The sequence below is a fragment of the Streptodolium elevatio genome (assembly GCF_053592165.1).
Genome location: NZ_JBSFVE010000001.1, coordinates 423,111 through 435,135, shown reverse-complemented (window position 1 = coordinate 435,135; position 12,025 = coordinate 423,111). Strand labels below are relative to the sequence as shown.

The 12,025-nt window shown below is 71.4% G+C and carries 13 protein-coding genes and 1 tRNA gene; 9 read left to right on the top strand and 5 right to left on the bottom strand.

Annotated features, from left to right (window positions below; all coding sequences use genetic code 11):
- Positions 1-193: 193 nt before the first annotated feature.
- The gene (locus ACWD12_RS01905; protein WP_358360637.1) at positions 194-697 is read right to left on the bottom strand and encodes a MarR family winged helix-turn-helix transcriptional regulator; all 504 of its coding nucleotides are present in this window, start codon (positions 695-697) and stop codon (positions 194-196) included.
- A 140-nt stretch (positions 698-837) separates the two neighbouring features.
- On the opposite strand from ACWD12_RS01905, the gene ACWD12_RS01900 reads away from it, so the two are divergent.
- From ACWD12_RS01900 to ACWD12_RS01890, 3 genes are all read left to right on the top strand, one after another.
- Complete coding sequence (locus tag ACWD12_RS01900; protein WP_450097909.1) at positions 838-1,617, top strand: trans-aconitate 2-methyltransferase; 780 nt, start codon at positions 838-840, stop codon at positions 1,615-1,617.
- Between the two features lie 45 nt (positions 1,618-1,662).
- The gene (locus ACWD12_RS01895; protein WP_450097908.1) at positions 1,663-2,025 is read left to right on the top strand and encodes a VOC family protein; all 363 of its coding nucleotides are present in this window, start codon (positions 1,663-1,665) and stop codon (positions 2,023-2,025) included.
- A gap of 72 nt (positions 2,026-2,097) precedes the next feature.
- The gene (locus ACWD12_RS01890) at positions 2,098-3,018 is read left to right on the top strand and encodes an ADP-ribosylglycohydrolase family protein (RefSeq protein WP_358360644.1); all 921 of its coding nucleotides are present in this window, start codon (positions 2,098-2,100) and stop codon (positions 3,016-3,018) included.
- 103 nt (positions 3,019-3,121) lie between these two features.
- Here the strand turns inward: ACWD12_RS01890 and ACWD12_RS01885 are convergent, their stop codons facing one another.
- On the bottom strand, positions 3,122-3,787 hold the full coding sequence (locus tag ACWD12_RS01885) for a TetR/AcrR family transcriptional regulator (protein WP_358360647.1): 666 nt from the start codon (positions 3,785-3,787) through the stop codon (positions 3,122-3,124).
- A gap of 7 nt (positions 3,788-3,794) precedes the next feature.
- Positions 3,795-4,757: an acyl-CoA desaturase gene (locus tag ACWD12_RS01880; protein ID WP_450097907.1), complete on the bottom strand. Its 963-nt coding sequence runs from the start codon at positions 4,755-4,757 to the stop codon at positions 3,795-3,797.
- 278 nt (positions 4,758-5,035) lie between these two features.
- Here ACWD12_RS01880 and ACWD12_RS01875 point away from each other — a divergent pair.
- The 5 genes from ACWD12_RS01875 (at position 5,036) to pth (ending at position 9,416) form a co-directional block, all read left to right on the top strand.
- Positions 5,036-5,107 (top strand) — tRNA-Gln (locus ACWD12_RS01875).
- A 136-nt stretch (positions 5,108-5,243) separates the two neighbouring features.
- Complete coding sequence (gene glmU, locus ACWD12_RS01870; protein ID WP_450097906.1) at positions 5,244-6,791, top strand: bifunctional UDP-N-acetylglucosamine diphosphorylase/glucosamine-1-phosphate N-acetyltransferase GlmU; 1,548 nt, start codon at positions 5,244-5,246, stop codon at positions 6,789-6,791.
- Positions 6,788-7,765 carry a ribose-phosphate diphosphokinase gene (locus tag ACWD12_RS01865; protein ID WP_358360656.1) on the top strand — a complete coding sequence of 326 codons (978 nt, stop codon included), beginning with the start codon at positions 6,788-6,790 and terminating at the stop codon, positions 7,763-7,765. The genes glmU and ACWD12_RS01865 overlap by 4 nt, the downstream gene beginning before the upstream one ends.
- 372 nt (positions 7,766-8,137) lie before the next feature.
- On the top strand, positions 8,138-8,749 hold the full coding sequence (locus ACWD12_RS01860; protein ID WP_450097905.1) for a 50S ribosomal protein L25/general stress protein Ctc: 612 nt from the start codon (positions 8,138-8,140) through the stop codon (positions 8,747-8,749).
- Between the two features lie 67 nt (positions 8,750-8,816).
- On the top strand, positions 8,817-9,416 hold the full coding sequence (gene pth, locus ACWD12_RS01855; RefSeq protein ID WP_450097904.1) for an aminoacyl-tRNA hydrolase: 600 nt from the start codon (positions 8,817-8,819) through the stop codon (positions 9,414-9,416).
- A gap of 40 nt (positions 9,417-9,456) precedes the next feature.
- On the opposite strand, the gene ACWD12_RS01850 is transcribed toward pth, so the two are convergent.
- Together ACWD12_RS01850 and ACWD12_RS01845 are read right to left on the bottom strand one after the other, a co-directional pair.
- Positions 9,457-9,939, bottom strand: a complete 483-nt coding sequence (locus ACWD12_RS01850; protein WP_358360664.1) for an SUKH-3 domain-containing protein — start codon at positions 9,937-9,939, stop codon at positions 9,457-9,459.
- A gap of 2 nt (positions 9,940-9,941) precedes the next feature.
- Entirely contained in the window at positions 9,942-10,424 is a 483-nt protein-coding gene (locus tag ACWD12_RS01845; RefSeq protein WP_358360667.1) for a YwqJ-related putative deaminase, read from the bottom strand.
- Between the two features lie 454 nt (positions 10,425-10,878).
- On the opposite strand from ACWD12_RS01845, the gene ACWD12_RS01840 reads away from it, so the two are divergent.
- Positions 10,879-12,024: a Gfo/Idh/MocA family protein gene (locus ACWD12_RS01840; protein WP_358360669.1), complete on the top strand. Its 1,146-nt coding sequence runs from the start codon at positions 10,879-10,881 to the stop codon at positions 12,022-12,024.
- Position 12,025 lies beyond the last annotated feature (1 nt).

The window sequence follows — 12,025 nt, the reverse complement described above, 5'->3', positions numbered from 1 at the left end:
CCTCCCGCTGGGACCGCCGGGCGGCGGTCACCTGGCGCCCATCTTGAGCGCGCGGGCGGAATCGCACCAGATCGCCGCGCGAAACGGCGGGCGGCCCACAGGAGATCGACCGGACAGCGGAAATCGCCCGGCGGGAGGTTGCGCACCGGGGCACCGGGGTCGCCCGACAGGCGGACGTGCGGCGGGAGATCGGTCAGTGCGACGCGGCGTGGTTGTCGAACGGCGCGACGACCGAGCGCAGCAGGTCCGCGAGCGCGGCGCGCTGCCCGGTGTCGAGTCCGGCGAGGATGTCCCGCTCGTGCTCCAGCAGTTCGGCCATCGCGGCGTCGACGCGGTCGCGTCCGTCGTCGGTCAGGCGCACCAGCACGCCGCGGCGGTCGCCCGGGTCCGGCTGCCGCAGCACGAGGCCCTTCGCGGCGAGCCGGTCGATGCGGTTGGTCATCGTGCCGGAGGTGACCAGCGTCTGGGTGAGGAGCTGACCCGGCGAGAGCTGGTACGGTGCGCCCGCACGACGGAGCGCGGACAGCACGTCGAACTCCCACGGCTCCAGGTCGCGGGCGGAGAAGGCGAGCCGCCGCGCGCGGTCGAGGTGCCGGGCCAACCGGGTGACGCGGCTGAGCACCTCAAGCGGCTCGACATCGAGGTCGGGGCGCTCGCGCTGCCACGCCTCGATCAGTCGGTCGACCTCGTCCTTCATGCCCGTCATTCTAGCGAGTGTTTTGATGACGAGCCTCTTGATATCAAGACAAATCTTGATCAGGAAGCTACTCTGGTGGAGTTGTCTTGATGTCAAGATAAAGCGTCGATGCCAATCGTCGGCGACACCGGGAGGCCGTTGTGTGGGACCCCGACCAGTACCTGCGGTACGCCGACGAACGCGGCCGCCCCTTCCGCGACCTGCTCGCGCGCGTCCCCGTCGCGGCACCGCGCCGGGTCGTCGACCTCGGGTGCGGGCCGGGCAACGCGACGGCGGAACTCGCCGCGCGCTGGCCCGAGGCGTACGTCACGGGCATCGACAACGCGCCGGAGATGATCGAGGCCGCGGGCGAGTACGCCCGCCCCGGCCGCCTCGACTTCCGGCTCGCCGACGTGGCCGCGTGGGCACCCGCCGACGGCGACGCCCCGGTCGACGTGATCGTCGGCAACGCCGCGCTGCACTGGGTCCCCGGCCACCTCGCCCTGCTGCCGGGCTGGACCGACGCGCTGGCCGACGGCGGCGCCTTCGCGGTGCAGGTGCCCGGGAACTTCGCCGACCCCACGCACGTGCTGCTCGGCGAACTGGCCGCCTCCGCGCGGTGGAAGGACCGCCTCGGCGGCGTGGCCCTCCTGCGCACCGAGGTGGGGTCCGCCGACCAGTACCTGGACGCGCTCGCGCGGCCGGGGTTCCGGGTCGACGCGTGGGAGACGACGTACCGCCATGTGCTGCACGGGCCCGACCCGGTCCTCGGGTGGGTGCGGGGCACCGCCCTCCGGCCGGTGCTGGCGGCGCTCGACCCGGCGGAACAGGCCGAGTTCCTGGCCGCGTACGGCGCGCTGCTCGCGGACGCGTACCCGCCCCGGCCGTACGGGACGGTCCTGCCCTTCCGCCGCATCTTCGCCGTCGCCGTCAAGGACTGAGGACCCGGAACAACCGAGAGCCGAGAACCGAGAGGAGGATCCGACGTGTTCGTCGCGATCGACCACGTGCAGCTCGCGATCCCCGCCGGAAGCGAGGACGTGGTGCGGGCCTTCTACACCGGCCCGCTGCGCATGACCGAAGTGCCCAAGCCGGCGGCCCTCGCGGTCCGCGGCGGCTGCTGGTTCGCCGCCGGACCGGTCCAACTCCACCTCGGCGTCGAGGCGGACTTCCGCCCCGCCCGCAAAGCGCACCCCGCACTCGTCGCGGACGACCTCGACGCGCTCGCCGAGCGCCTGGCCGCCGCGGGGGCGCCGGTGCGCTGGAGCGACGAGATCCCGGGCGTACGGCGGTTCCACACCGAGGACCCGGTCGGCAACCGCATCGAGGTGCTCGCGCCCTCCGGCTGAACGGACCGAACACCCGCGTGCCGGGGGTGAAATCGCTCGCGGGTCCGGCCGGGCGGACGGGAGGATGCCCGGATGGAACGCATCCACAATGCCGCCAGGTCACTGCGCGGCCTCGCCCTCGGAGACTCTTTCGGACAACGCTGGTTCTTCCGCAAGGGGGCCGAGCGCGTCGACGAGCTCGCCGCCCGCCGCACACCCGCCGAAAGCCCCTGGAACTGGACCGACGACACCGCCATGGCGCTGTCCGTCGTCCGCATCCTGCACCTGCACGGCCACATCGACCAGGACGCCCTGGCCGACCACTTCGCGCACGCGTACGTCGCCGACGCGTACCGCGGCTACGGCCCGTCGATGCACGGCGTCCTGCGCGCGATCCACGAAGGTGCCGACTGGCGCGAGGTCACGACCGCGCAGTTCGAGGGCCAGGGCTCGTGGGGCAACGGGTCGGCGATGCGCGTCGCGCCGCTGGGCGCCTGGTACGCCGTCGACGACCTCGACCTGGTGGTCGAACAGGCCGCGCTCAGCGCGGAGGCCACCCACGCGCACCCCGAGGCGACCGCGGGCGCGGTGGCCGTCGCGGTGGCCGCGGCGCTCATGACGGCGGGCCGCGCCCGGCCGGCTTCCGACCCGCAGGCGTTCCTCGGGCAGGTCGCGGACCACACACCGCACAGCGAGGTGCGCGGCGGTCTGCGTACGGCCGCCTCCTTCGCGGCGGGCACCACCTGGCTGCACGCCGCCGAAGTCCTCGGCACCGGAAAGCGCATTTCCTGCCCGGACACCGTGCCGTTCGCGCTGTGGACCGCGGCGCACAACCCGGACGACCTCGTCGAGGCGTTGTGGACGACCGCGTTCGGACTCGGTGACGTCGACACCACGTGCGCGATCACCGGAGGTGTCGTCGCCGCGCGGACGGGGCTCGACCGGGTCCCGGACGCGTGGCTCGCGGCGGCCGAGCCGGTGCCGGACTGGGTGGAGGCGGGCAGCACCGCATAGCCGTCGGCCGTGCCGCGCCGGGAAGGCCGCGCGAAACGGATGGGCGATCGCGCTTCCGGGACATTCTCCCGAAGGCGCGGTCGCCCGGGCGCGCGGGCCGCGCCTACGCGCGGTCGTGCTTGCGACGGGTCACCAGACGCGGGTTCTGTTCCAGGCCTGAGAGCCCGTTCCACGCGAGGTTCACCAGGTGTGCGGCCACCTCGGATTTCGCGGGTGTGCGCACGTCGAGCCACCATTGGCCGGTCAGCGCGACCATGCCCACGAGCATCTGCGCGTACATCGGCGCGAGTTTCTGGTCGTAGCCGCGCGACGCGAATTCCAGCCCGAGGATGTGCTCGACCTGCGACGCGATGTCGCTGATGAGCGACGCGAAGGTGCCGGTGGACTGCGCCACCGGCGAATCGCGGACCAGGATCTGGAAGCCGTCGGTCGAATGCTCGATGTAGTCGAGCAGGCCGAACGCGGCCTGCTCGAGGAGTTCGCGCGGATGGCCGCCGGTGAGGGCGCTGGTGACGCCGTCCAGGAGGATGCGCATCTCGCGGTCGACGACGACCGCGTACAAGCCCTCTTTGCCGCCGAAGTGCTCGTACACGACGGGCTTCGACACGCCGGCCTTCGCCGCGATCTCCTCGACGCTCGTGGCGTCGAACCCGCGTTCCGCGAACAGGGTCCGACCGATGTCGATCAGCTGCTCGCGCCGTTCCTTTCCGGTCATGCGCACACGACCGCCGCCGCGCGGAGCACCGCCGCGTCTGCTGCTTTCGGTCATCGCTCCATCATGCCGCGCGCCGCGACTCGACCCGCGCACGGTCCGGCCATCGCACGTCGGAAACCCATCCGAGTTTCTCCATCCAGCGGATGATGCGGGCGCTGGAGTCGAGTTGACCGCGCAGTACGCCGTGCCGTGCGGCGGTCTGGTCGGCGTGGTGCAGGTTGTGCCACGACTCGCCCATCGACGGCACCGCGAGCCACCAGACGTTGCCCGACTTGTCGCGCGACCGGAAGGGCTGGTTGCCGACGGCATGGCAGATCGAGTTGATCGACCAGGTGACGTGGTGCAGCAGGCCGACGCGGACCAGGCCGGCCCAGAAGAACGCGGTCAGCGCACCCTGCCAGGACCACGTGATGAGGCCGCCGGCGAGGGCCGGCAGCAGCAGCGACGCGGCCACCCAGAAGGGGAACTGCCGGGAGACGCGCACCATGTCGGCGTCCTTGAGCAGGTCGGGCGCGTACTTGTCCTGCGGCGTCTGCTCGATGTCGAACAGCCAGCCCATGTGCGCCCACCACATGCCCTTGGTCAGCGCGCGCACGCCGGTGCCGTAGCGCCAGGGGGAGTGCGGGTCGCCGTCCTGGTCGGAGAACTTGTGGTGCTTGCGGTGATCGGCGACCCAGCGGACCAGCGGGCCCTGCACCGCCATGTTCCCGGCGATGGCGAGGCCGATGCGCACCTTGCGGCCGGCCTTGAACGAGCCGTGCGTGAAGTACCGGTGGAAGCCGATGGTGATGCCGTGTCCGGTGATCGCGTACATGACCGCGGCCAGCACCACGTCGAGCCACGAGAGGCCCCAGCCCCACATCACCGGGACCGCGGCGACGAGGGCGGCGAACGGAAGGCCGATGAACAGGGCCAGGGCGAGTTGTTCGGCCCAGTTCTTCTGCTCCCCGCCCAGCGTGCCCCTTGTCGGGGCCGGCGTCGGGGTCTCGGTTTCGAGCACGGCGGTGCCGGACGGAGGTGTCATGGATTCCCTCGCACGTCGGGGACGGGGGTCTGCGGAGCGGAGTCGGCGCCTGTCTGAAGGCATACGTACGCGTAACCTACGGGTCCGTAGGTTGTCGCCAGTATGGCAGGCGACACGTGGAATGTGAGGTCTCCCCGAGTCAACCGGTTATCGCGCCCACGGGGTCGCACGTCGCTACCCGGTTTAACGCGCGGCATGCGGCGCGCGCGGGCTGGCATAGTAGGAGCCGACGACGGCGGGTCCGCGGACACGATTTCGCGGCGTGCCGGTCCGTTCGGTCCGCTGTGGTGTAATCGGCAGCACTGGGGTCTTTGGAACCCTATGTCCAGGTTCGAGTCCTGGCAGCGGAGCTCATGTCCGGGTGGCGGCTCCCCGGTGAGGCACCGGTATCCTCGCTAGTGTCCGGTCTTTCCGGCGTGTTCGGCCTGCCGTCGGCACGTTGTCACCGGACGGTCCCCCCGCAAGCAGAGCCGAGGAGCCACCTGCGTGAGCCCCGTCCGCCCCGCTGCCGTTGTCGTTCTCGCCGCGGGTGAGGGAACCCGCATGAGATCCGCGACCACGCCCAAGGTCCTGCACGCGCTCGCCGGGCGCAGCCTGGTCGGGCACGTCGTCGAGGCCGCGCGACGACTCGATCCGGAAGAACTCGTCGTCGTGGTCGGCCACGGCCGCGACCAGGTCACCGCGCATCTGGCCGAGCTCGACCCGGCCGCACTCACCGTCGTCCAGGAGCAGCAGAACGGCACCGGCCACGCCGTGCGCGTCGCCGTCGACGCGCTCGCCGACCAGGGCCGTGAGCCGTCCGGCACGGTCGTCGTGGTGTGCGGCGACACCCCGCTGCTGACCACCGGCACGCTCGGCGCGCTGGTCGAGACGCACCAACTGGAGGGCAACGCCGTCACGGTGCTGTCCGCGCACGTGCCCGACCCGGCCGGCTACGGCCGCATCGTCCGCATCGCCGACGACGCCCGCCCCGGCGAGGGCGGTACCGCGGTCGCCGGGATCGTCGAGCACAAGGACGCCACCGAGGCGCAGCGGGCGATCACCGAGATCAACTCCGGCGTCTACGCCTTCGACGGCAAGCTGCTGCGCGCCGCCCTGGCCGGGCTGACCACCGACAACAGCCAGGGCGAGGAGTACCTCACCGACACCCTGACCGTGCTGCGCGAGGCCGGGCACCGGGTCGGCGCGGTCGCCGCCGCCGACCACCGCGAGATCCTCGGCATCAACGACCGGGTGCAACTCGCGGAGGCGCGCGGGCTGTTGAACCGGCGCATCGTCGAGGACTGGATGCGCGCCGGGGTCACCGTCGTCGACCCGGCGACCACGTGGATCGACGTCGACGCGGTCCTGGAGGCCGACGCGGCGGTGCTGCCCAACACCCAGCTGCACGGCCGCACGGTGGTGCGGGCCGGCGCCGAGGTCGGGCCGAACTGCACGCTGCGTGACACCCGGGTCGAGGCCGGCGCGCACGTCCTGAACGCCACGTGCGAGGGTGCGGTGATCGGTCCGGGCGCGACGGTCGGGCCGTACACGTACCTGCGCCCGGGGACGGTGCTGGCCGCCAAGGCGAAGGCCGGCGGATTCGTCGAGATGAAGAACGCGCAGGTAGGCGAGGGTTCCAAGGTCCCGCACCTGTCCTACGTCGGGGATGCGACCATCGGTGTCGGCGCCAATATCGGTGCCGCTACGATTTTCGTGAATTACGACGGAGTCGCCAAGCACCACACCGTGGTGGGCGACCATGTACGAGTGGGCAGCGATTCGATGCTGGTAGCGCCGGTCACCATCGGTGACGGAGCGTACACCGCAGCCGGGTCGGTGATCACCGAGGACGTCCCGCCCGGAGCGATGGCGGTGGCGCGCGGTCGCCAACGGAACATCAAGGGCTGGGTCGTCCGGCGGCGCGCGGGTTCGCCTGCCGCCGAGGCGGCGCAGCGCAGCACGGCGCAGCGGGATGCGGCCGGGGACGTGCAGGACACGGCAGGGCCGACCGCCGGCCAGGTCGAGGCGAGCAACAAGGAGATGGATCAGTGACCGGGATCAAGCTGGCACCTGAGCGCAAGCTCATGCTGTTCACCGGCAGGGCCCACCCCGAGCTGGCGAAGGAAGTGGCGTCCGAGCTCGGTGCGACTCTTGTCCCGACCAAGGCTTTCGACTTCGCCAACGGTGAGATCTACGTACGTTTCGAGGAGTCCGTCCGCGGCTCCGACGCGTTCGTCATCCAGAGCCACACCGCTCCGATCAACACCTGGATCATGGAGCAGCTGATCATGGTCGACGCGCTGAAGCGGGCCTCCGCCAAGCGCATCACCGTGATCATCCCGTTCTACGGGTACGCCCGCCAGGACAAGAAGCACCGCGGCCGCGAGCCGATCTCGGCCCGCCTGATGGCCGACCTGTTCAAGACCGCGGGCGCCGACCGCCTGATGTGCGTGGACCTGCACACCTCGCAGATCCAGGGCTTCTTCGACGGTCCGGTGGACCACCTGTTCGCGCTGCCGCTGCTGGCCGACCACGTCGGCAACCGGGTGGACCGCGAGCGCCTGACCGTGGTGTCGCCGGACGCCGGCCGGGTGCGCGTGGCCGACCAGTGGACCGACCGCCTCGGCGCGCCGCTGGCGATCATCCACAAGCGCCGCGACCCGAACGTCGCCAACGAGGTCTCCGTGCACGAGGTCGTCGGTGAGGTCGAGGGCCGCACGTGTGTGCTGGTCGACGACATGATCGACACCGGCGGCACGATCTGCGCGGCCGCCGAGGCGCTGTTCGCCAACGGCGCGGCGGACGTCATCGTCGCGGCGACCCACGCGGTGCTGTCCGGCCCCGCGGTGGACCGTCTGAAGAACTCCCGGATCAGCGAGGTCATCGTGACCAACTCGCTGCCCATCCCGAACGACCGCCGCTTCGACAAGCTCACCGAGCTGTCGATCGCGCCGATGGTGGCCCGTGCCATCACCGAGGTCTTCGAGGACGGCTCGGTCACGAGCCTGTTCGAGGGCCACAGCTGAGCGGTCGCCCTCGGGCTCCCGGGAGTTCGTGTACCGGCCCAACGGGCCGGTGCGGAACGCCTCTTCGGACGCCGTCCGGTCCTCGCGACCGGGCGGCGTCCGGCTGTTCGGGGGTACCCGATTTCAGCCTCACCCGAGGTTGCGGGTAGGCTTACGGGGTTGCCCGGCGAGGGATGCGAGATCTTGCTCCGTGATCGACGCGGTAGCTGACGGCTTGCACGCTCCTCACAGGGTGCAGGGAACCCGGTGCCACTCGGGCACCACGGGGTCCGATCGAGTTCGTCCGCTTTCCGGCGTCGCTCGGATCGGGCTTCATCCATGGGGATCCCACCCCGCACATCCGCCACCGCGTCGTTTCGAGGAGTACCCGTCGTGTCCGAGGTCCGTATCGCCGCCGAGTCGCGTTCCGAGTTCGGCAAGGGCGCCGCGCGACGTGCCCGTCGCGAGGGCAAGGTTCCCGCCGTCCTGTACGGACACGGCACCGCGCCGGTCCACCTGTCGCTGCCGGGCCACGACCTGATGCTCGCGCTGAAGACGCCGAACGTCCTGCTGTCCCTCGACGTGGACGGCAAGAAGGAGCTCGCGCTCCCCAAGGACGTGCAGCGCCACCCGATCAAGCGCCACCTCGAGCACGTGGACCTGATCCTGGTGAAGCGCGGCGAGAAGGTCGTCGTGGACGTCCCGGTCGTCGCCACCGGCACCGTCGCCCCCGGCGGCCTGCTGGAGACCGTCCTGGTCGCGCTGCCGATCGAGGCCGAGGCCACCCACCTGCCCGAGTCGATCGAGATCTCGGTCGAGGGCCTGGAGGCCGGCCAGTCCGTGCACGCCAAGGACGTCAAGCTGGCGTCCGGTTCGACCCTCGCGATCGACGGCGACGCCGTCGTGCTGCACGTTATGGTCCCGGCCGCGGCCGAGGCGGAGGCGTCCGACGAGGAGACCGACGAGGCCGAGGCTCCGGCGGACGCCGAGCCCGTCGAGGCCTGATCCGCACCCGACGCGGACCGAGACAGCCCGAGCCGACACGGCCCGGACGACACGGGGAACACTCGACATGGTGACGCCGCAGGCCCACGCCGCCACGGACGACAACGGTCCGTGGCTGGTCGTGGGCCTCGGCAATCCCGGGCCCGAGTACGAAGGCAACCGCCACAACGTCGGGTTCATGGTCGCCGACCTCCTCGCGGCGCGCGTGGGCGGCAAGTTCAAGGCCCACAAGTCGCGCGCCCAGGTGCTGGAAGGCCGGCTCGCGGGTCGGCGCGTCGTGCTGGCCAAGCCCATGACGTACATGAACCTCTCCGGCGGACCGGTCACCGCGCTCCGGGACTTCTACAAGGTCCCGACCGAGCGGATCGTCGTCGTGCACGACGAACTCGACATCGACTTCGCGGTGCTGCGCCTCAAGCGCGGCGGCGGCGACAACGGCCACAACGGCCTGAAGCCGATCACCAAGTCGCTCGGGCCGGACTACTACCGGGTGCGGTTCGGCATCGGCCGGCCGCCCGGGCGCATGGATGTCGCGGCGTACGTGCTCAAGGACTTCTCGTCGACCGAGCGCAAGGGCCTGGACGTCGAGGTGGACCGCGCCGCCGACGCCGTCGAGTCGCTCATCACCGACGGCCTCGAACGCGCGCAGAGCTTCTACAACTCCTGAACCGGCTTCTGCGACTCCTGAACTCCCGACGCCGCGGCGGCTACCAGCTGCCGTCGTCGCGCACGCGCGCCGGCGCGGTGCCCAGGATCAGTGTGATCAACGCCGCGTCCATGCTCTCGCCGAGGAACCACTCGCCGGTGTGGTCTATCGCGAACACCCGGCTCGACGGGTCGATCGCCAGGTAGCCCGCCCCGCCGTCCTCCCCGCCCAACGGGCACAGGTGCGTGCCGAGCGCGCGCCCGACGTCCCCCAGCGTGCGGGCCAGGTGCAGCCCCACCCTCGGATCGATGGTGAACGGCCGCAGCGCGACCGCCGCCCCCGGTCCGTCGACCGCCACGCGCAGCCCGCCGAACTCCGACCACGCGTCCAGTGCGGCCGGGAAGACCGTGTGCCGGTAGCCGTCCGGCGACGTGTGGTCGGCCACCTCCTTCGCCCAGGCCTCCGCCTGTTCGAGGCGCTTACGGCCCACCCGCCAGCCCGCGCGGCCCAGTTCGTACACCACCTCGGTCGGGAACCGCGACACGCTCAGCCCTCCGTCGCGGTGACGCCGAAGTGCTCCAGGAGCGCCGCGCACGAACGGCAGGGCGGCTGGTAACCGCCGTGCTCCGGGTCCCCCTCCTCGCGAATGCGACGCAGCGTCACACGTGCCCCCTTCAGTGCGCGCCGCGCGTCGGCCAGGGTGAAGGGCTTTTTGGCGGCGCGCCCCTTGCGTGATTCCTCGGCCTCGATGAGGTGTTCGGACAGCAGCTCGACCTCCGGGCACCGGCCGTTCCACCGCTCGCGCTGGTCGGCGGGGAGCCCGGCGAGGAACTCGCGGACCAACGGGTGCGGTGCGGGCGCCGTGTCGCCCTTCGCCCCCGCCCTGGTACGCACCTTCTTGCCGGTGAACAGGGCCGCTGCCACGGCCGGGAGGATGCTGTCGCGCGGTACGCGTACGAGCACCGCCCCGGCGCCGTCCGTCGTGGTTTCCTGCGGTGCCCGGCTGGTCGTCGGGTTGAGCGGGGCCACGATCGCTTTCCTTCCTGCAACTGGTGCCGGCGTGAGTCTGCCGTTCTTCCGTCGGGCGTCTCGGACGCGTGTCCTTGTCACAGGGTGCCAAACGGAGTCGCACGCCACACAACCAGGGTGACCCTAAGTGATCACCGCCACAGACGCTATCGGAAACCGGAGTTCCGTTTTTCCGCGGCGGCCCGGAGGCCGGTTCCACGTCGCCCACCGGCTGGTTCCCGGACCACATCGCACGGTCCACCCCGATTTTTCTGCGGATGGGCACCCGCAGCGCCTCCCGGGCGCTAGCGTCGTGGGGACGGTCCGCAGCACGTCGACGAGCACGCCCGGGGTGGGGGTTCATGCCGGGTGCGCCGTCGGGGCGGAACGCGGTCGGCCGCGGGCACCGCGGGTGGGGATGTCGCAGGCCAGGGGGGCGTGTGGCAGGGGGAAGCCAAGGAGTTGACGTTTCGTCATGTCTTCTGTGGGGTTGGCGGTTGTCGGCGCCGGATACTGGGGCCCGAATCTGGTACGCAACGCGCAGGCCACACCCGGGCTCCGGGTCGAGGCGCTGTGCGACCTGGACGAGGCCCGCGCCCGGGCGGTGCTCGGCGCCTACAGCACGGTCCGGGTGACGACGTCCTACGAGGACGTCCTGAACGACGACGCGGTGCAGGCAGTCGCCATCGCGACACCTGCCGCGACGCACTTCGAACTCGTGCGCGCCGCACTGGAGTCCGGCAAGCACGTGCTGGTCGAGAAGCCCATCACGTCGTCGCGCGCGGACGCCGTCAAGCTGGTGGAACTCGCCGAGCGCAACGGTCTGACGCTCATGTGCGACCACACGTTCTGCTACATGCCGGTGGTCCGCCGCATCCGCGACATGATCCACGGCGGCGAGCTGGGCGACGTGCAGTTCGTCGACTCGGTACGCATCAACCTCGGGCTCGTCCAACCCGACGTAGACGTGCTGTGGGATCTCGCGCCGCACGACCTGTCGATCCTCGACTTCATCCTGCCGCCGGGTGTGCACCCGATCTCGGTGTCCGCGCACGGCGCCGACCCGATCGGTACGGGGCGGGCCTGCCTGGCGTACCTCGTGCTGCGCCTGAACACCGGCGCCATGGCGCACGTGCACGTCAACTGGCTGTCGCCGACCAAGGTACGTACGACGATCATCGGCGGGTCGCGCCGCACACTGGTGTGGGACGACATGAACCCGGCCGCCCGGCTCCACGTGCACGACAAGGGGATAGACCTCGCGCAGGACGCCGCGCTCGGCCGCGAGGCGCGCTACAGCAAGCTCGTGTCGTACCGCACCGGCGACGTGGTGTCGCCCGCGCTGCCGGAGACCGAGGCGTTGCGCGGCGTCATGGCCGAGTTCGCGTCGGCGATCGCGGAGACACGGCCCGCGCTGACCGACGGACGGTCGGGCCTGCGCGTGCTCGAACTGCTCGAGGCCGCCTCGCGCAGCCTGGAGACGGGGGGCCACGCGGTCCCGGTGGGACCCGGGGTTCCGGCCGCCCGGCCGGTGCCCGTGCCCGCATCTGTACCGGTGGCCGCGTCGGTCGCCGCCGCGACGCCGATCCAGCCGGTCTCCCCGGCGCCGACGAAGGGCTGAA

Excerpts from the sequence above, each read along its gene's own strand:
- ACWD12_RS01905 (WP_358360637.1), bottom strand. The coding sequence starts at position 697 with ATGAAGGACGAGGTCGACCGACTGATCGAGGCGTGGCAGCGCGAGCGC.
- ACWD12_RS01890 (WP_358360644.1), top strand. The coding sequence starts at position 2,098 with ATGGAACGCATCCACAATGCCGCCAGGTCACTGCGCGGCCTCGCCCTC.
- ACWD12_RS01885 (WP_358360647.1), bottom strand. The coding sequence starts at position 3,787 with ATGACCGAAAGCAGCAGACGCGGCGGTGCTCCGCGCGGCGGCGGTCGT.
- ACWD12_RS01880 (WP_450097907.1), bottom strand. The coding sequence starts at position 4,757 with ATGACACCTCCGTCCGGCACCGCCGTGCTCGAAACCGAGACCCCGACG.
- pth (WP_450097904.1), top strand. The coding sequence starts at position 8,817 with ATGGTGACGCCGCAGGCCCACGCCGCCACGGACGACAACGGTCCGTGG.
- ACWD12_RS01840 (WP_358360669.1), top strand. The coding sequence starts at position 10,879 with ATGTCTTCTGTGGGGTTGGCGGTTGTCGGCGCCGGATACTGGGGCCCG.